The following is a 19805-nucleotide window of genomic DNA, read 5'->3' on the forward strand; positions in this document are numbered from 1 at the left end:
TGACGGTAACGTTGTTCAATATCCTTTAGACCATGGAACTTCTCAGGTAACGGACGTAGCGCTTTTGTAAGGAATGTGAATTCAGTCGCTTTAATAGAAAGTTCTCCAACTTTCGTTTTGAAGATTGTCCCTGTAATTCCGATAATATCTCCTAGGTCTGTACTATTGTAGAGTTTATAAGCATCTTCACCGATTGCATCTTGTCTTACGTAAATTTGAACCTGACCGCCAAGATCTTGCAGATTTGCAAATCCAGCTTTCCCTTTTCCACGCTTCGTCATGATACGACCTGCAATTGTTACTTCGTGAGGCGTTTCATCAAGATCTTCTTTCGAAATCTCTTCAAACCGCTCCCGGATTTCATTCGATAGGTGTGTACGTTCAAATCTTGAGCCAAATGGATCTAATCCACTTTCCCGTATATCTTCCATCTTCTGGCGTCTCACCAAAAGCTGGTCGTTCATTTCATCTAAGTGTGACATTTCTTTCACTCCTTCATCATTATCCGCTGCATTAGATAGCATGCATCTATTGTACACAATTTGTGCCGCCCGGACACGCTTTACTTATTCGCATTGTATGATTCATTTACAAAAAAGAGCCCCCACAATACGTGGCGGCCTGGATTATCCGACTCAAACAGCACTTACACTAACCGCCACTTGTTCGCGTTCCATCATTACATCGGCAAAGCCGTTCATTAGGTTAATTAAGTCAGCAGCTGTTTCCATTGGATTAATCATTCAATTCGCATCTTGAGGTGTTTCTACATTGCCGTTCCCGATTATAGGAATCGACACCGCTTCTTTCATTTGACGGATGATATCCCTGTTTGCTTTAGCATTTTCATTCGCCCTCTTGCAATAAATTATTGACCCCATTAACCTTCCTCCAAAGTATGACACCCGTGTCTACCATTGGATTGCCCATTAAAGGAGCAATTTCAAGAAGTGGAATAAGAACGAAGGCCCGCTCATGCATTCTTGGGTGCGGTACAACCAAGCTCTCTGTTTCAATACTGTCGTTATTATACAGCAAAATATCAAGGTCTGCAGTCCGCGGACCCCATCTTATATCACGAATCCGGCCAAGCCCGTGTTCAATTTTTTGACAAACGCCCAGAAGTTCCTGCGCCGCCAAGTCCGTTTCCACGCATACCACCATATTGAGAAAATCCGCTTGATCTGTAAAGCCGACGGGCGCTGTTTCGTAAATCGACGATACCGAAGTAACTGTTAGACCTTCGTGTGAATGAAGTGCCCGCACCGCCTCTGTCAGATGAAGTAACCTATCACCGATGTTCGAACCAATCGAGAGGTAAGCTACGTTCACTGGAAGTGCCCCCTTGTGATATCAACGGACACCGATGCATAATGACCCGGAATCGGCGGATCTGGTTTCACAAGCACGACACGAACACCAGTCACTTTATCCACAAATTCGGCTAATACAGCAGTTGCAATTTTTTCAGCAACCGTTTCAATCAATTTTACGGGTTCGCCTTCAACAATCGATTGACACACACTGTATACTTCCGCATAATTCACTGTTTTATCCAGATTATCCGTTTTTCCAGCCTCAGAAAGATTCGTAGCAAGAGAGACCGTCACACGGAAACGTTGGCCAAGCTTCGTTTCTTCAGGCAACGCCCCATGATAACCATAAAACTCTAATTCATTTAAATGAATATAATCCATAGCGCACCCTCCTATTGTTCAAAATCTGTTTTCCCCGTCAGTACATCCATCATTTTCGCCATTCGCGCGATTTCCTTCACGTCATGAACCCGCATAATATGGCAGCCGTGTTCGATTCCATAACATACCGTTGCACCTGTACCTTCCAACCGTTCCTCGACCGGCAATCCAAGTACGTTGCCGATTAGCGACTTCCGCGAAGTTCCAAGAAGAACCGGGTAGCCCATTTCAGAAATTCGATCTAGTCCTTGCATCGTCCATATGTTTTGAATTGCATTTCGCGCGAAGCCGATGCCCGGATCGAGCCAGATATTATCGTGTGCTACACCAGCCGCAATCGCAATACCGACACTTTCTTCCAAGTCAGCGATAACTTCATCCATAAAGTTGCCCTCGTACTCTGCCTGCTCACGATTATGCATCAATATAATCGGCACACCGTGTTTTGCTGCAACGTCCGCGATGTAAGGTTCACGCTTCGCTCCCCATATATCATTTATTATCTGCGCTCCCGCAAGAATCGCTTCTTCCGCGACACCCGCCTTATATGTATCAATCGACACCGTACATCCAAGCTCTCTCGTCAAAGCCTTGATAACCGGAACCGTTCGTTCTAGCTCTTCTTCCAATGAAATCGGGATATGCCCAGGGCGCGTTGATTCCCCACCCACATCGATAATTTTTGCCCCGTCGCGAAGCATCTCTTCCGCACGCTTAAGCGCCGCATCGATACGACCGTATTTTCCACCATCCGAAAACGAATCCGGTGTCACATTCAAAATACCCATAATTACCGTTTCTTTTTTGAAATCCATTTCCGTCTTACCAAACCGATATTTATCACGTGCACGAGCCAATTCCATCAACAGCAACCTTCTTCCATATCATCTATTGCCTGCATATAAAATGCATGTAGTTTTTTATAATAAATGCCCGTCGCCCCCGGTAGTGAGATTTCCTCAATCATAGATAGCGGCACAATTTCCTGCACGGCATTCGTGACGAATAACTCGTCCGCGTCTTCTACATGTTCCTTACCATAAAATCCTTCATTCACAGGAATTCCCTCAACTTTAGCGCATTTAATAATAAACGCACGTGTCGTCCCCGGCAGAATCCCTGTTTCGATAGCTGGAGTAAATAACGCACCGTCCTTCACCCAAAAAACATTTGACGTAATACCCTCCGCTACAAAACCTTCCTCTGTTACGAAAAGGCCTTCCAACTCTTTCAATGAAGGAAGCTCTAGCCGCCCCCGTACGTTATTAAGAAAGTTATGCGATTTGTGGCGCACAGTGCTCTCCGGTTTATCACGCAGAGTATCTAGCCAGACCGCCTTCTTTTCCGTACCACGAACAGTCGGAGCCAATTCTTTTCTGAATAAGATTACGTTCGGTGATGCGTATGAAGAGGGTGCAAGACCGATATCATGAACACCCGCAGAGACGTTCAACCGAAAATAGCCATCCTGTCCGCCATTTAACTGATCTAATTTACGCACAGCCGCAAGAATTTCGGTTTCATCATAAGGCATCGTAATGCGGTACTCTGTAAGTGCCGTATGCAACCTATCCATATGTTCATCATACAAGAGCACATTGCCGCCGTATGTCCTGAAGGTTTCAAAAAATCCAGCACCATATAGAAATCCATGATCGAACGGGGAGATTTTTAACTCCTCCGCACGCAGGAATTCACCATTCATCCAACACCACATACCGAATCCCCCAATCTCACTTTTCCGCCATCGCCTTTGCTTGCCAAAGCGCTTTTGCCTTATTCAACGATTCTATATACTCCGCTTCTGGTACTGAATCAGCGACAAGACCTGCGCCAGCCTGAATATGCGCAATACCATCCTTGATATATGCCGTTCGGATAACGATATTCAGTTCGAAATCACCGTTAAAGCCGAACCAACCAATAGATCCTGTATATAGCCCTCTGCGCGTCGGCTCAAGTTCTTCAATGATTTCCATCGTCCGGAGTTTTGGTGAGCCGGTAATTGACCCCCCCGGGAACACGCCTTTAACGATTTCTGCATTCGAAATACCTTCTGCCGCAGTTCCACGAACGTTCGATACAAGGTGCATAACGTGAGAATATTTCTCCACAACCATGAATTCATCCGTTTCCACCGTTTCCGGTGCACAAACCCGCTCAAAGTCTTCCCGTTCCAGATCTACGAGCATAATATGTTCGCCAGTCTCTTTTTCATTCGACAATAATTCCGCTTGAAGCGCAGCATCTTCGTTTTCATCTTTCCCTCTCGGCCGTGTTCCACCGATTGGTCGTGTACTTATTTCATCCCCACGCTTTTTCAATAACAGTTCCGGTGAACCAGATACGACAGCAAATTCCGGCGAACCCATTGAGGCCATATAAGGTGACGGATTGAATGAACGAAGTGCTTCATACATATCTAGCGGATGTGCTGACAACGGTTTTGATTGTCTCACTGAAAGATTAACTTGAGTAACATCTCCACTAGCAATATAAGTCTGCACGTCTCGGACCATTTGTTCAAACTGCGCTCCAGTTACAGATACAGCAAGATCATCTTCACCTACTACTACTTCCGCCGCTTTACTCGGCGTGAAGACTTGCTTGCTTAGTCCTTCCGAAACCGCAGTCATCCATTCAGCTTCCAACTCTGCTGGTTCCAATCCACAATTCGGAAGTGTCATGAAATAAGCCATTTCAGTCTTAACGTCAAGCACTACCCAGCGGTCAAATATATAAAAGAACAAATCAGGTGTATCGAGATCATCTATCGTATCGACTGGGATATTTTCATAAGTACGGACATAATCGTAACTGATGAATCCTGCCGCACCGCCTTGGAAGTCTGGCAGTTCAGGAATAGATTCCATTTCATGGGATTGAACAAAATCATTTAGCAATTCCAGCGGATTTCCTTCTCTTACTTCCTCCGTACCATCACGCCAGACAAGTTGTAATTTGTCGCCGTCCAATGTCCGTAACGTAACGAGCGGGTCAATTCCAGCCATGCATAGCGCACCGCCGCGTCCACTTTCAAGAAGGATATGACTTTCATGCTTGTGTGCCAACTCTTTATAAGCATAGAAGAGCTGTTCTTTCGTCATGGCTGATGTCATATAAGCGATCTTTTGTTTGTTCATCCCAGTTTCCTCCCGATAACAATTAGTATCTTCATCTTACCGCGTGAAAGCCGTTTTACGCTATAAAAAGAAAAGCAGATTATATCTTTTCATTTGAGGGGCGACCATATCCCACCACAGACCGATCATAACAAACAAATTTAAACAACAAAAAAGAAAGAGCATCTCAGCCCTTCCCCCTCCCACACTATTACTCTTCGTCAAATTGATATAGCGGAGTACTCAAATAGCGCTCACCGTTGGACGGAAGAATCGCAACGACTTTCTTCCCTTTACCAAGCTTCTTCGCCACTTGTAGAGCTGCAAAGATTGCCGCTCCGGATGAAACACCACCAAGAATACCTTCTTCGCGTGCTGCACGTCTTGCTGTGTCATACGCTTCGTCGTTCGTTACTTGGACGATTTCATCATAGATATCAGTATCGAGCACTTTTGGAATGAATCCAGCACCGATTCCTTGAATTTTATGTGGACCCGGCTTTCCACCTGATAGTACAGGCGAGTCCGTCGGTTCAACAGCAATGATACTTACTTCAGGAAAACGTTCTTTTAAGACGCTACCCACACCCGTAATCGTGCCACCCGTTCCAATTCCAGAAACGAACGCATCTACACGGTCTAGTGCATCTGCGATTTCAGGGCCTGTCGTTAAACGGTGAATTTCGGGATTTGCTTCATTGTTGAACTGTTGCGGCATGAACCAACCATTTTCCTTTGAAAGTTCTTCCGCTTTTCCGATAGCGCCTTTCATTCCTTCAGCACCCGGCGTTAACACAAGATCCGCGCCATAAGCACGAAGTAGATTGCGCCGCTCTGTACTCATCGTATCCGGCATAACCAAAACAGACTTATACCCTTTTGCCGCAGCAATCATCGCAAGGCCTATTCCCGTGTTGCCACTTGTTGGTTCAATAATTGTACTGCCCTCTTTTAAATCTCCGGACTTTTCAGCCGCTTCGATCATCGCAAGCGCAATACGATCTTTTACACTAGATCCCGGATTCATATATTCTAGTTTCAAATAAACATCCGCATCATCTGCGCCTGTCATTCTGTTCATTTTAACAAGGGGTGTTTTCCCAACAAGATCCGCAATAGAGTTTCCAACTAGCGTCATTTATACCCTCTCCAATTCCTACTATTTTGATATGTCTTATAATATTAATATTACTACCATTATGTGAACATTGTCAACAATTGAATGCCCACTATATGTATTCTTTGCCCAATGCTTTCAGACTGAATCTAAAGAAGGCAAACCGGAGTCTAGACACTGATTTATGTAGAAAAAATTACACTTTCTTCCCTTTTAAGAAAAGCTGTCCGGAATTACCAATTTATATCGGTTTCCAAACAGCTTTCCATTATTTACCGTAAAACCATTTTGCGTCGAATTCTTTCCAAAACGCTTCCGGACTAACAGTTTGCGGAAGTTGCTCAAGTGCAATTTCACGCTTGATATGATCTTTTACTTCTTTAAATTTAAACGACTGCCCTTTCACCACTTCACTTACATGAGTAACCGCATATGTACCATCACTCAAAGCAATAACTCCACTCGTCATTCCTTCATTCGCATCGGCTACAGTCTCTACGATTGCCTTGTCTATTGAATCAGTCGAATCGTTGATATAGCCTATATCTCCACCCAGACTAGCCGAAGCCAAATCCGTCGATCGCTCTTTTGCGAGAACGTCAAAGCTTGAACCTTTTGAAAGCTCTTCAATTGTCTGCTCTGCATCAGCTTTCGTTGGAACAACAATAATAGCGGTTCTGTAAGCAGTTAAAATATTGTAAAGTGCAGTATTTTCATCATACTGCTTCTTTACCGCATTATCTTTAACAACGATATCTTTCGTTAATACCTTTTCAAGGATGAGGTTAGAACGGATTTTCTTCCGCATTCCTTCCTCATCTTGACCAGAATGAGAGCGACCGTCCACGGAACGAATAAGCGCAATTTCAAGATCAACTTCCTTTTCCGATACATCAATCCCGTATTGTTCTGCAGCTACCGCCATCACTTTTTCATTCACAAGGTCAAGAAGAGTTTCACGTCCAACTTCCTTTTCCATTGCCGACATCCATTGTTCTCTCGTAATAGGCTTACCAGCTACCGAAGCAACTTCTTCATCTGTCTGCTTAGGTTTGTCCGGTATAAGCCACCCAACGAGCCAGAAGATATTGAAGGCTAAAAGGATTCCAATTAACAGAATGAGCGGTTTCGTCTTCAGTTTTCGTTTCTGTAAACTTGTTGTCCCTTCAGGCTTCCGATTGTATTTCATCGATAAAACCTTCCAAAACTTCTTTCGGATACACGTATGTTTCCATACAGAAGTGACAATGTGCTTCCGCTTGTCCGTCCTCTTCAATCATGTCTCGAATTTCGCGCTCCCCAAGACCGATGATCGCATTTCCAAAACGTTCCCTCGAGCAATTACATGCGAATGAAACATCCATCCGGTCAAGAATTTCCACGTTCGCCGCACCCAGAACTTCACCAAGAATCTCCTCAGGAGTGAGGCCGCGGGCAATCAACGTTGAAATTGGTTCAACGTTGGCAATACGCTCTTCCAATGCCACAATTGTTTCTTCCGTTGCGCCAGGCATAACTTGGACAATGAAGCCACCGGCAGCTTTCACTGTGTTGTCCGGGTTAACCAGCACACCAAGACCCACTGCTGAAGGTACCTGCTCCGAAACGACAAAGTACTCCGTAAAATCTTCAGCGATCTCACCCGATACAATCGGAACTTGCCCCGTAAAGAAATCACGAAGCCCTAGATCTTTGACGACCGACAACATACCGTCCGTTCCAACTGCACGCCTTACGTCAAGTTTACCCTGTTCATTTAAATCAAAATGCGTTTGCGGATTAGATGCATAACCCCGAACCTCGCCATGCGCGTTTGCATCAATGACCATCGAACCAATTGGTCCATTGCCATCAACCTTTATTGTCAGTTTATCATCACCCTTTGACATCGCACCCATCATGACTGCCGCTGTCATTGAACGTCCTAATGCTGCCGTTGCAGTTGGCCACATCAAATGACGACGTTGCACTTCTGATACTGTTTCGGTCGAGCGAGCTGCGTATGCCCGGATTGTCCCGTCGAACGCAAGCGCTCTTACTAAATAATCATTCATTTCTTATCTGCTCCTTTTACATGTTTCGTTCATAAATTAGATGAAGCCCTTTTAGCGTCAAGAAGTTGTCAACGACATCAATCACAGTCGTTTCACTTGCGATCAAACCAGCAAGCCCTCCCGTAGCGATGACGGTCGGTTCTTCCTTACTTTGTGCTTTCATGCGGGCAACAATACCATCAACTTGCCCAACATAACCGTAAACAATCCCAGCCTGCATAGCAGCTACCGTACTTTTCCCTACAACTTGATCCGGTTTTGCCAGTTCGATTCTTGGCAATTTAGATGCCCTGTCGAACAAAGCCTCCATGGAAATTCCGATACCTGGTGCAATTGCTCCACCCATGTATTCGCCTTTTTCATTCACATAACAATAGGTTGTTGCTGTTCCAAAATCAACGATGATCAGCGGACTTCCATATTCATGAACAGCCGCAACGGCATTGACAATCCGATCTGCACCAACTTCGCGTGGGTTTTCATACTTGATATTCAATCCAGTTTTGAGACCAGGGCCAACAATAAGCGGTTTTTGGTTGAAATACTTCCTGCACATCTGCTCCAGAGGAAACATGACTGGCGGGACTACTGATGAAATGATAATGCCGGTTACATCGTCAAAAGAGAGTCCAACGTGTAAAAATAAAGATTTCACTTGCATCGCATATTCATCTTCTGTCTTATGTCTATAAGTTTCCATGCGCCAATGATGTTTAAGCTGTCCTTGTTCATAGACACCAAGGACAATATTCGTATTTCCTGTATCTAGCACTAATAGCATAATGGTTTCCTCGCTAACTTCGTCATTTTCCAACACATCATACCACATATCCGGGTATAGAAAAAAGCTGACTGCTTCAAAAGAAACAGTCAGCTCTTATTAGGTGTTCAGTCTTTGCGTTCTTCGTTAATTGATTTAAGAGCTTCGTCCACTTTATACTCTTTCGGTAAATCACCGATAGCTGGGTCCGTAGGCGCTCCAGTTGCATCAGAAATGACTGTGTCATCTCCTTCTTTCGAAATATCCACACTCTTAACTGCTTCATCTTTATTGTCCAAGCCATAACGGCCATATGGGCGATCAGGCAATGTGCCGTGATCTTTCAGATGATTAATTTGCTCTGCATCGAGTGTTTCCACTTCAAGAAGTGTCGTTGCAATCAGATCAAGCAACTCGCGTTTACTCGAAAGAATTTCTTTCGTACGCGCATATTGTTCTTTAATGATACGTTGCATTTCTTGGTCGATTTCATACGCAATCGCTTCAGAATAGTTCTGTTCAGAGTTGAAGTCGCGTCCAAGGAATACTTGCCCTTGAGCCTGACCGAACTGCATTGGTCCAAGTTTATCACTCATTCCGTATTCAGTTACCATCGAACGAGCGAGACCAGTTGCACGCTGGAAGTCATTGTGAGCTCCAGTTGAAACTTCGCCAAGAACGATTTCCTCTGCAACACGACCACCGAGAAGTCCTGCGATTTTATCGAGAAGTTCAGGTTTCGTCATGAAGTAACGATCCTCTTTCGGAAGCATGACGGCATAACCGCCCGCCTGTCCGCGAGGGACGATTGTTACTTTATGAACGATTTCAGCGTCATCGAGCATTAGCCCTACAACTACGTGACCCGCTTCATGGAACGCCACAATATCGCGTTCTTTTTTCGAAATGACGCGACTCGTCTTCGCAGGTCCCGCAATAACACGGTCCGTCGCTTCGTCGATGTCTGACATATCGATTTTCGTTTTATCGCGTCTTGCAGCAACAAGTGCTGCCTCGTTCAATAAGTTTTCAAGATCTGCACCCGAGAATCCAGGTGTACGTTGTGCAAGTGCCTTCAAGTTGACAGTGTCGTCAAGCGGCTTGTTGCGCGCATGAACTTGAAGAACTGCTTCTCTTCCTTTTACATCCGGACGACCAACTGTAATCTGACGGTCAAAACGTCCTGGGCGCAGAAGTGCAGGGTCAAGAATATCAGGGCGGTTTGTTGCCGCAACAATGATAACCCCTTCGTTCTCACCGAAACCATCCATTTCAACAAGGAGTTGGTTCAATGTTTGTTCGCGTTCATCGTGTCCACCGCCGAGGCCTGCGCCACGTTGACGACCGACCGCATCGATTTCATCGATGAAAATAATACATGGTGCGTTCTTTTTAGCGTTTTCGAAAAGGTCACGTACACGTGATGCCCCAACTCCAACGAACATTTCAACGAAATCAGAACCTGAGATTGAGAAGAACGGTACACCCGCTTCACCCGCAACCGCACGCGCTAACAATGTTTTACCCGTACCAGGAGGTCCAACTAACAAGATCCCTCTCGGAATACGCGCGCCAACTTCAACGAATTTACGTGAATCTTTCAGGAAGTCAACAACTTCCACAAGTTCAGCTTTTTCTTCGTCAGCACCAGCAACATCCGTGAAACGAACTTTTTTACGGTCATCCGTATGAAGCTTCGCCTTACTCTTACCGAAGTTCATAACACGGCCACCGCCGCCTCCTCCGCCTTGCGCCTGATTTAACAGGAAGAAGAACAAGATGAAGATGATGATGAACGGTAGAAGACCCGTGAAGAAGGATACCCACGCGCTTGCAACAGGAGTCGGCAAGATGTCGATTTCCGTTTGAGTTTGCGTAGCAAGTGCACGGATATCTTCCTGCGTCTTGGTATCGTTCATAATATTCGTGACGAACTCTTCGCCTTCTTTATAGCCTTTCATTGTGCCCTTCACATTAAGGACAAGTTGAACTGGCTGTAAACTTACTGTTGTTACTTTTCCATCTTCCAACGCAGTAATAAATTCGTCATACCGAATCTCTTTCTGTTTCGGGTTTGTATTGTTTAGTGAACTAAATATCCCCATGATTGCAAGAAATATCAGTCCGTATAATAGAAAGTATCGAAGTATTCGATTCATCCCAAGCCTCCTCATTTCATTAGACAGAAAACTAGTGTAAATCTTATCACAGGTCTGATTCATCCTACAAAGGAAATGCCTTGACGGAAAAGCGCAAGCGCCTCTTATCATCAAAGTAGAATTCCACGACCCTTAAAAGATTTTCCTGCAATTGTTTAGAAAGAATAGATTTCCTTTTTCAGTACACCAATATAAGGTAAGTTTCTGTATTTCTCCATATAATCAAGGCCGTAGCCTACAACAAACGCATCCGGTACGTCGAAACCAACGTAATCTGCTTTTAAGTCTACTTTTCGGCCAGTTGGCTTATCAAGGAGAGTAACAATTTTAATAGAATTCGCTTTTCGGTATTTCATCAGTTCGACAAGGTAACTTAATGTTTTCCCGCTATCGATAATATCTTCAATAATGAGTACATCGCGTCCTTCAACACTTGTGTTCAAGTCTTTGACGATTTTAACTTCCCCTGATGACACTGTTGCATTTCCGTAACTTGAAACATCCATGAAATCGAGTTCGATATAAGCATCGATACGCTTAATGAGGTCACTCATGAAAGGTAATCCACCTTTGAGCACACCAATCGCTAGTACATACTTGTCTTGGTATTCTTCTGTCAATACCGCACCAAGTTCACGGATTTTCTCTTGAATCTGTTCTTCTGTAATTAGTACCTCTTCGATATCTTTCCCCAACATCGAAATTCCTCCTCTTTCATACAGATCATTATAACTTTCTTGTACTAACTATGTACTTACTTTGATCTGTCTTGTGTCGTGAAAATATCACTCCGTACCGCACTCCTGGAACTGCACAAATTTCACCTTGCGCTGTAATGATTACCGGCAATCGGTCGCGTTCTGTCATGCCAACCTTTTCGTCGATAAACAACCTGGATAAACGTTTCGGGTGTGTCATCCCCGACAACAAGATTCGATCCCCATCCTCTCTTCTCCTGATAGACAAGGGAAGTGCAGAGTGAGGCAAGTCAAAATACATGATGTCATCAGTATCCATGAATAACTCCGTATCGAGATTACTCACTTCATTCCAATAAAGCTGAAAATCATTTCCCCAACGGGTCCAAACGCCTTTCGGCAACACTTTTTGCAACTCCACTTCTTCAATTGATGTATCACGAACGAACGTCAGCACGCCGTATTCCCGAATGAATCGGTAACCGCGTGGAAGGTGAATGGATACATTCCCGTCTTGCGAAGATAGATGGTGTAACAGTTGACTTATAAGCGCGGAATTATATTTTACGGGCATAATTTCCCCATTGTAAAGATACCTCAATAGTAGTGTAATTATCCGCCTTTGTAAAGTTTGGTGCATGCGGGAAAAAGCATTTCCGTCGACGACAGGCAGGCCCGCTTCTGTGAACTTAGTAATTTCATCAAAACGTTCCTGCGCCAGCATTTCAAGCAATTCTTCATCTTCCTGTAGATAACCAGACATTCTCACTGCATTTTCAGCAGCTCCCGGGTTTTCATCCAGAATAAACGGAACGATTTTGTGACGGTAACGATTACGCAGATAGGCATCACTTTCATTACTTGGATCTTCTCGAAAATGTAATTCATGCTCTCCAACATATGAATAGAGGTTCGCTTTCATAGCCGGAAGGAAAGGTCGAATAAGAATTCCACCTTCAACTTCACGCTTCACCGACATCCCCAATGGCTGACTGCCTTTCGTTACTTGCATCAAGACCGTTTCCAACTGATCTTCTGCGTGATGTGCCGTTGCTAAAACATCATAACCGTGCTTTGTCATGATCTCCTCGAAAAATGCATACCGTCCATTTCGGCAGACAGCTTGCACATTGCCACCGTCTTTCTCGATAATAGCCGGAACCGGTACACTTCCGCCAAAAAAAGGAATCCCATACACTTCACACAGCCTTGCCACAAATGTGCCGTCTGCCGCGGACTCTTCTCCGCGCAAATTATGATCGACGTGAATTGCGGCAACTTCAATCTCCATGCTGTCTTGATTTGAAGCCATGAAATGTAAAAGCGCTACCGAATCTACTCCACCCGAACAGGCGATTAAAATACGGTCCCCCGGAGCGATGAGTGACCATTCCTTGATAAAACGGAATATCGTCTGTTTAAATTTATCCATTGCTCCGCTCCCTCCTCTTTTCTAATTTATTCTTACTCGAATTTTACCATAGAATATCTAAAGGAGGGGACTCACTTACTTACATATTCATCCGATGACCCTTTCCCGGGAAATAGTTTGTGAATAGGGTGTGAAACTTGACCACTTCGGCAGAACATGATCGATTTTCATAACTAACACAGTACGATCGTCTCCAATCACACCAAACTTCCGCTCCATTTCATGCATAATACGGTCTGCAATTTTGTCACATTCGAATCCTCCATATTTTTCAAGCGTACTGTACAACGACCTCTCTTGCTTCTCAAGCGGGATATCCCCATTAAAAATCCCGTCCGTTAACATAAGTATAATGTCTCCTGACTTCAACTCTTCTTTTTTTGCCTCTACAGAAAAGGATGGAAGAAAACCGACAGGGACCGATTTGCTATCCAGTCTTAAAAAGTCGTCACCGCGTTTAATATATGTGCTCATCGATCCTGCCTTCCAAGACCAAATGCGACCATCTTGCAAATCTACGAGGGCCAGATCAAGCGTGGCGTACATATCATCAAGCCCATTCAAAGACATCATATAATGCAACGTATGCATGGCTGTTTCAGGATCCATTTTCCGGTCCAAACATTCTCGCATTAAACGAATTACCTTTCGACTCTCACGATATGCATTTAAATCCTGGCCCATTCCATCCGACAACAAAACCGCCGTCAACCCTTCATGAATTGGGAACACTTCATATGCATCACCGGCGTGAAATGTTTCGCCGCCTGCTGTTGCCGCGATACCATAATCAAGGGTAAAACGAACTGCCGAACCAAACGTTAGTTGTATATGTGGAAAAGGGTCCTGTAAAACGGCAGATTTGGCGACCCGGAACGGCTCATCGTACATTTCTTCAAGAATCGGCAGTATAAATCTTTCCGCAACTGTCGTATCCGTTTCAAAATCAGATCTTTTCTCAGGAATACAGCAGATGATGCGACGCGCACCCCTCTCTCCTGGTAAAACATCAATCTGGAAGTACTCAATACCTTTCTCTTGGAGCCGTTTTGCCAAATCTTCCTCGGCAGGCTTATAAACAGTCAAATCTTCTTTTACTTCATTCATGATTTTGTCCAGATGGGTGCTCATATCACGCAACTGGAGGGCAAGCATTTTTCGTCCATGCTGAAGTTGTCCCGTCAATAAACGACTGGCAGCTTGTTCCTCAAGTTCCGTAACTAATCCATTGAATCGGACGCATTTATATTTAATCTTTTCCTCAACACGATGACGCTTAGCTTTTTTCGTCATAGAATAGGTCATTTCCCACTCACTAAGAAGCCCGCCCATATCATTATCTGCACCTTCCCAGCACTTGGCATAACGGAAACAAGACTGGCAAGTTTTTGGAATAACCTGCTGAGGTAATACATCTGCATTATCGTGGGGGGAAGATCGGTCGCCAACAAGCGTCGACATAAATTCAGAGAACTTTTTGAAATCAGCTAGTTGATCATCGAGCCGCTCTGCTAACCATTTTTGTTGTTTGTCAGTAGTCTCTGTATTCTCCGGATAAAAAATGCGTTTAATCGACTCTAGTTTTTTCGAAGGGATCAGTAAAAAAATAATCGTCGCGGTTGCGAGTGTTATAAAGTGTGAAGTATCAAGAGGCAAGGTCAGATCATACATAAGGAAAAATCCCGATACAGAGGCCCCTCCTAACACGATGCCAATTTTCCCGAAACGGCGGAGTGTGCCTGCAAAAAATCCGGTCATACCATACACCGCCATCATTCCAGTGAAGGACAATTCTGCTACCCCCACAATAGCAGCGATGATCATTGCGATTGTTGTTGAAAATGGAAGCCCCCCCACAAGCGCCGCAAGCAAGATTGTCAGATGAATGAGTGTACCTGAAACCGAAACAGGACCTAGCATAAGTCCACTCATTCCAGTTGTAGCCAGCGCACCGACAAGGCAAGCCGCTCCAAGTCGTTCAGGTGTCCATTTACCAAAGAAGATTCGATCTGCGGCAGGAAAAGCAACAAAGAGGAAAAAAGTCATGAACAAAGCAAGAACTGCTTCAAAGCCAATATATAATTGAACATTTACTGGTGGTTGCCCGATATGCATTATGAACTGCCACAACACTTGAACAATGATAATGCATCCTGCCACTGTTAGCGGTACTGATTTTCGCATGAGCGGATATTTAATTACCGCATTAAATAACGCGAGCATCAATAGATGGATAACAGCCTGTCCAAGACCAAGGAATGCACTTCCAAACATCCCACCAATGAACACCCATATGAGATGCTTTCTGAAGCGAGCCCGTGCAAGTGCCCACACCGGCAAGAAAAAAGGAACCGCTGCATCGAATAATACGGCTTGCGACAAGAAAAAAGATCCAAACAAGAATAGAGTCGCAACTAAAATATGCATTTTTCGTTTTCCAATCATCTCGACATACATACCAATTGGATGGCCCACTGGACGTGCTAAATGATCAATTAGTTTCATTCCTCATTCCCCCTATGTCTGCTATGCCTTGAGTATACATAGGCAGATGGAAAGAAATTGTCTGTTCATGACAACAAGAAAACAAAATGTTTCGACTCATTCCGAACTGTTTTTTCTTTTTTCCTAAGACGGGTTGACACTGCATTGATTCACTTGTATTATAAGTATTGTTGTTCTGATCAAGCGGAAACAAGTGCTAACTAGAATATACGAAGGCGGCGTAGCTCAGCTGGCTAGAGCGTACGGTTCATACCCGTGAGGTCGGGGGTTCGATCCCCTCTGCCGCCATTTATGAAATGCAGATACAACCGTCCAGGAGTTGGACAATAAATCACTAAAAAAGCAGTTCCTACATCGTGAATTCACGATGTAGGAACTGCCTTTTTTTGCAATGAAAAAATGCGCGATTGTTTGGGGAGCTGTGACGGTTTATGTGATTTCCCGTGATAGTTTCGTCATTTACCATGACAGTTCAGACGATTGCCGTCACAGTTTCACCATTTACCATGACAATTCGCGATTGCCATGACAATTCTCCGCACAAAAAAACAGTGAACAAGGGTCATTCCCTTTGTTCACTACTTTCCTTCATACTATTCGTACACTTTTTCATGAATTGAAACAGCTAGCAAGTTACCCTCTGCTTGCGCCACGGCCACCGCGTTTCGATTCTGTCGCTCTTTTCAAAGTAGAGAGACGCTCTTCGCTATCTTTCATGAACTTTGCCATTTTTTGTTCAAAGTTCTCTGGGCGATCCATAGCAGGACGGCCACCACCTTGACGCGGACGTTGCGGGCGCTGAGGACGTTCTGGACGCTGTTCAGATTCAGGTTTCGCTTTTCTAATCGACAACCCAATTTTACCATCTGCACCGACGTTCATCACTTTCACTTCAACCATGTCACCGACTTTAAAATGATCGTTGATGTCCTTGACATAATTGTCCGCCACTTCACTGATATGGACCAGGCCTGTTGAGCCATTCGGTAGCTCAACAAACGCCCCGAAGTTTGTGATTCCTGTTACTTTACCCTCTAGCTTGCTGCCTACTTCAATTGACATAAAAAAAATGCTCCTCCTTAAAATTTAAGCGGGCCCCGCGCTGGGAGCCTTGCAACCGTATTAATGAGCCCTGCAAATTGCAGGATCCTTACTTCCATTATAGCCAATAAAAAAAGAGTGTCAATAAGACTACTCTTTTCCTTTGTCTTGTTCATCTGTTTTTTTATTGTTTTCGGGTATTGAAAAAATGATTTCGCTCTTTTCAGACAAGAAATATTCCTTGCGTGCAAGCTTTGCGATATAGTCATCATCATTCAATTTCACAAGTTGTCTTTTTAGCATTTCTTGTTCTTCCTGTACCCCTTCAAGCTGGGCCAGCACCTCGACTTTTTGCAACTCTTTCGCTGCCAACGTCTGTTTCTGGTTGATGAACATATTCGTCAGACCACCTAGAATAACGGCTGCCACAATAGCAAACACAGCCAGTCTACGGTATAAACGGACTTTCCGCGCATTCTTCCTAGTCTCTTTCTTTTGAAGTGAGCGGACATATTCAGTTTGAATCGATGCGACCCTTTCGGACGATTTCCTCTGCTGTTTCTGTTCCACGTCCTGCACTTCCCCTCTTCACACACTACAATTTGTTAGTCCATAAATTATATATCATTTCACCCTTCTTTTAAAGAGTTTTCCGGAAATGATACGGAATATTTTAACAAATGGTGTAAAGAGGACTGCAAAGACTTTCACTATAAAACGAATGACTAGACTGATAATAGATACAATCAGACGCACGAGGAACAAGAGCGGCCTTATTAACAACACCAACAAGATCCTCCCGAAAAACCGGAACGGCTTATAAAAAATAGTTACGTATAGCAACATTCCACTAATCTGTGCAACTGGATCATATATCCGCCACGCCCCATCCCTGACGAGATAAAGGATGTAAAACGTCCAACATCCGACGAGTACCCATCCAATGACTTCGAGCCAAACCGCACGCTTTCGAATAATCGATTTCTTCCCGGCGTGCGCGGTACTTGTTCCAATCATGTCCATGAATGCCCCAGCAACAATGCCCGTCCCAATCATAGCAAGCAGGCTAAGAAATTGAACGGATAGACTCATCCAAACAATTTATGGAGGAAACCTTTTGAACCTGATTCTTCTTCATCGTATTGAATAGTGCCGACCGTTCCTTCTAGCGTTAGAAGCCCTTTATCGACATCGAGATGAACAATGCGCAGTTCCTCTCCCCGGATTTGCAATAATCCTTGCGATGTTCGAACGAGAAATTCTTCCTGATCGAAGCGGTCGATTGATTTTACAGACGTGAGATCCATCCGTTTTCTGTTGCGCATAGTGACGACATGGTCTCCTGATGGAATTGCGTACGTAGGACTATCAGTTTGAAATTGCATTATATGCTTCCCCCTTTGCTTGTACGTTCACAGCTATCTTATGCTAGGACATAAAAAAACATGACAGGAAAATTCCCTGTCATGTTGTTCAGTCTTCATCATCCATGAATTCCGGTTCCACTTTTTCAAGCTTCTCTTCCTTCAAAATCGTGTACATTGAGGCTGCATCGTCTTTTTTCGTCGTCTCTTTCAGCATGTTGATTTTTACCGTTACAATCTTCTGACCGAAACGGATCGCCAATTCATCGCTTTCTTTTACAACCGATGACGCTTTTGCCACTTTTTCATTTATTGTTATACGCCCTTGATCAGCTACTTGTTTTGCGAGTGTCCGTCTTTTAATTAGTCGAGATACTTTCAAAAATTTATCGAGTCTCATCATTATCTTCCCCTTTTTTTGCTAGTTTCCAAAACTCTTCAAGTTCATCAAGTGTATAGTCAGTAAACTTGCCTTGTCCATCTTTCACACTCTTTTCGACAAATGAAAACCGTCTGTTGAACTTTTGATTTGCATGGACCATTGCTTCTTCTGGAGATAACTTGAGGAAGCGTGAAATGTTAACGATTGTGAACAGAACGTCACCTAGCTCGTCCATTTGACTGTATTTCGTACCACTCTCTAGTTCTTTACGGAACTCCAACCATTCTTCATCAAATTTTTCTAAAGCGCCGTCAATCGTTGGCCAATCAAACCCAACCTTTGCCGCCTCTTTTTGATAATTAAGTGACGTTAAAAGTGATGAAGAAGGACGTTCTTGACCTTCCAAGAGTGAGTCGGCTTGCGGTTTTTCCTGTTGCTTGATTTCTTGCCAATTTTGCAGAACTTCTTCTGAATTTACCACGCTTTTATCTCCAAAAACATGAGGGTGGCGGCGAATCATTTTCGATCCTATCGATTGAAGCACATCTTCCATGGCAAAATAACCGTCGTCTTCGCCAATTTGAGCATGAAGGAATACTTGTAACAGTACATCACCAAGCTCTTCAATCACTGCGTCGTCATCTTCACTATCAATCGCCTCAAGCAGTTCGTGTGTTTCTTCAAGCAAATACCGCTTCAACGATGCATGCGTCTGTTCACGATCCCATGGGCACCCGCCCGGAGCGCGCAGTGTAGCGATGATTTCCCTGAACGTCGACCAATCTTTCAATCGCGCTTCTCTTTCAACTACAGGCGGTACATAAACGGTAGTCAAATTATTAATTTCAGTGACACGGTCCAGTTCAAATAGCGGAACTGTAATCAATTGCTCGCCCGTAGAACCTGCCGCCGTTACAACCGTCACTGGATGGTCGTAGGCGTATTTCTCCATTAATGACAGTTTCACTTCAGATGCCACGAACGCATCGTACACTTGTCCAATTAAAATATGTTGCTTCATCTGGACATCATCGCGTTTCATATCCGTACCATCGAGTAGCTGAAACCCTTCAATCGGATCGATGCGCAACGCTGCAAAAATCGGGTCAAGAAAACTATTTCCACCCGCAATTTCCATTTGGATTAAACCTTCGCGTTCTTTCTCGACTAATAATTGGACTGTCCGTTCCGCAACAAGCGGATGTCCCGGTACTACATAGGTCACTGGTTGTTGTGCACACATAAGGAGCAGTTGTTCTACGATTTCATCATATACATGCTCGAACGAGTCGTGTTTTTCATAAATTTCATCGAAGCTCATTAGAACAATGCCTTCCGCTCTTAATTCAGCGACAGCAGGGTGCTGGTCCGTACGCGCGACAATATATTTCGCTTCTTTCAACTTTCGATATGTCCCTAGCGCCAATTGGTCGAGGTCACCCGCGCCGAGACCAATAATTGTTAACTGATGCAT

Annotated in this window: 20 protein-coding genes, 1 tRNA gene and 1 pseudogene (1 of these 22 cut by a window edge); 1 reads left to right on the forward strand and 21 read right to left on the reverse strand. The window is 44.2% G+C overall.

Going from position 1 to position 19805, the window contains the following annotated elements; genetic code table 11:
- The 15 genes and pseudogenes from lysS to ACGLYD_RS18765 all read right to left on the reverse strand — a co-directional run.
- Positions 1 to 482: the beginning of a lysine--tRNA ligase gene (gene lysS / locus ACGLYD_RS18695; protein ID WP_067213712.1), read on the reverse strand. Its footprint begins 1009 nt before the window's first position; the window shows 482 of its 1491 coding nt (coding positions 1-482); it begins with the start codon at positions 480 to 482; its stop codon lies beyond the left edge, outside the window.
- Between the two features lie 267 nt (positions 483 to 749).
- Positions 750 to 839, reverse strand: a pseudogene (locus ACGLYD_RS18700) (tRNA-dihydrouridine synthase); the annotation flags it as partial.
- A 7-nt stretch (positions 840 to 846) separates the two neighbouring features.
- Positions 847 to 1332: a 2-amino-4-hydroxy-6-hydroxymethyldihydropteridine diphosphokinase gene (gene folK / locus ACGLYD_RS18705; protein WP_399629851.1), complete on the reverse strand. Its 486-nt coding sequence runs from the start codon at positions 1330 to 1332 to the stop codon at positions 847 to 849.
- Positions 1329 to 1697, reverse strand: a complete 369-nt coding sequence (folB, locus tag ACGLYD_RS18710; protein ID WP_067213714.1) for a dihydroneopterin aldolase — start codon at positions 1695 to 1697, stop codon at positions 1329 to 1331. Before folB ends, folK begins: the two co-directional genes overlap by 4 nt.
- Before the next feature lie 11 nt (positions 1698 to 1708).
- Positions 1709 to 2560 (reverse strand): dihydropteroate synthase, encoded by an 852-nt coding sequence (gene folP / locus ACGLYD_RS18715; protein WP_399633313.1) that lies wholly within the window; start codon positions 2558 to 2560, stop codon positions 1709 to 1711.
- Entirely contained in the window at positions 2560 to 3414 is an 855-nt protein-coding gene (gene pabC, locus ACGLYD_RS18720) for an aminodeoxychorismate lyase (protein WP_338654513.1), read from the reverse strand. Before pabC ends, folP begins: the two co-directional genes overlap by 1 nt.
- Before the next feature lie 16 nt (positions 3415 to 3430).
- The gene (locus ACGLYD_RS18725) at positions 3431 to 4840 is read right to left on the reverse strand and encodes an anthranilate synthase component I family protein (RefSeq protein WP_399629855.1); all 1410 of its coding nucleotides are present in this window, start codon (positions 4838 to 4840) and stop codon (positions 3431 to 3433) included.
- A gap of 190 nt (positions 4841 to 5030) precedes the next feature.
- Positions 5031 to 5957 (reverse strand): cysteine synthase A, encoded by a 927-nt coding sequence (gene cysK / locus ACGLYD_RS18730; RefSeq protein WP_067213718.1) that lies wholly within the window; start codon positions 5955 to 5957, stop codon positions 5031 to 5033.
- Between the two features lie 247 nt (positions 5958 to 6204).
- Positions 6205 to 7125, reverse strand: coding sequence for a peptidyl-prolyl cis-trans isomerase (locus ACGLYD_RS18735; RefSeq protein ID WP_187046245.1), 921 nt, complete (start codon positions 7123 to 7125; stop codon positions 6205 to 6207).
- A complete protein-coding gene (gene hslO / locus ACGLYD_RS18740) occupies positions 7103 to 7990 on the reverse strand; it encodes an Hsp33 family molecular chaperone HslO (protein ID WP_067213720.1) in 888 nt (295 codons plus the stop codon). The genes ACGLYD_RS18735 and hslO overlap by 23 nt, the downstream gene beginning before the upstream one ends.
- Positions 7991 to 8006: 16 nt before the next feature.
- Positions 8007 to 8771 (reverse strand): type III pantothenate kinase, encoded by a 765-nt coding sequence (locus ACGLYD_RS18745; RefSeq protein WP_187046247.1) that lies wholly within the window; start codon positions 8769 to 8771, stop codon positions 8007 to 8009.
- Between the two features lie 107 nt (positions 8772 to 8878).
- Entirely contained in the window at positions 8879 to 10909 is a 2031-nt protein-coding gene (gene ftsH, locus ACGLYD_RS18750) for an ATP-dependent zinc metalloprotease FtsH (protein ID WP_187046248.1), read from the reverse strand.
- A 155-nt stretch (positions 10910 to 11064) separates the two neighbouring features.
- Positions 11065 to 11607 (reverse strand): hypoxanthine phosphoribosyltransferase, encoded by a 543-nt coding sequence (gene hpt, locus ACGLYD_RS18755; protein ID WP_067213722.1) that lies wholly within the window; start codon positions 11605 to 11607, stop codon positions 11065 to 11067.
- A 28-nt stretch (positions 11608 to 11635) separates the two neighbouring features.
- Complete coding sequence (tilS, locus tag ACGLYD_RS18760; RefSeq protein ID WP_067213723.1) at positions 11636 to 13039, reverse strand: tRNA lysidine(34) synthetase TilS; 1404 nt, start codon at positions 13037 to 13039, stop codon at positions 11636 to 11638.
- Between the two features lie 87 nt (positions 13040 to 13126).
- Positions 13127 to 15544, reverse strand: a complete 2418-nt coding sequence (locus ACGLYD_RS18765; RefSeq protein WP_399629862.1) for a SpoIIE family protein phosphatase — start codon at positions 15542 to 15544, stop codon at positions 13127 to 13129.
- Positions 15545 to 15758: 214 nt separating this feature from the next.
- On the opposite strand from ACGLYD_RS18765, the gene ACGLYD_RS18770 reads away from it, so the two are divergent.
- Positions 15759 to 15832: transfer RNA gene (locus ACGLYD_RS18770), tRNA-Met, on the forward strand.
- A 345-nt stretch (positions 15833 to 16177) separates the two neighbouring features.
- On the opposite strand, the gene ACGLYD_RS18775 is transcribed toward ACGLYD_RS18770, so the two are convergent.
- The 6 genes from ACGLYD_RS18775 to mazG all read right to left on the reverse strand — a co-directional run bounded on the left by ACGLYD_RS18775 (position 16178) and on the right by mazG (position 19805).
- Entirely contained in the window at positions 16178 to 16606 is a 429-nt protein-coding gene (locus ACGLYD_RS18775; RefSeq protein WP_067213725.1) for a S1 domain-containing RNA-binding protein, read from the reverse strand.
- 129 nt (positions 16607 to 16735) lie between these two features.
- Positions 16736 to 17155, reverse strand: a complete 420-nt coding sequence (locus tag ACGLYD_RS18780; protein ID WP_067213726.1) for a septum formation initiator family protein — start codon at positions 17153 to 17155, stop codon at positions 16736 to 16738.
- Between the two features lie 54 nt (positions 17156 to 17209).
- The gene (gene yabQ, locus ACGLYD_RS18785) at positions 17210 to 17677 is read right to left on the reverse strand and encodes a spore cortex biosynthesis protein YabQ (protein WP_067213727.1); all 468 of its coding nucleotides are present in this window, start codon (positions 17675 to 17677) and stop codon (positions 17210 to 17212) included.
- Positions 17674 to 17970: a sporulation protein YabP gene (gene yabP / locus ACGLYD_RS18790; protein ID WP_067213728.1), complete on the reverse strand. Its 297-nt coding sequence runs from the start codon at positions 17968 to 17970 to the stop codon at positions 17674 to 17676. The genes yabQ and yabP overlap by 4 nt, the downstream gene beginning before the upstream one ends.
- Before the next feature lie 88 nt (positions 17971 to 18058).
- Positions 18059 to 18349, reverse strand: coding sequence for an RNA-binding S4 domain-containing protein (locus ACGLYD_RS18795; RefSeq protein WP_187048032.1), 291 nt, complete (start codon positions 18347 to 18349; stop codon positions 18059 to 18061).
- Positions 18336 to 19805: a nucleoside triphosphate pyrophosphohydrolase gene (mazG, locus tag ACGLYD_RS18800; RefSeq protein WP_399629866.1), complete on the reverse strand. Its 1470-nt coding sequence runs from the start codon at positions 19803 to 19805 to the stop codon at positions 18336 to 18338. The genes ACGLYD_RS18795 and mazG overlap by 14 nt, the downstream gene beginning before the upstream one ends.

Source organism: Sporosarcina sp. SG10008, assembly GCF_044569405.1.
Lineage (GTDB): Bacteria > Bacillota > Bacilli > Bacillales_A > Planococcaceae > Sporosarcina > Sporosarcina psychrophila.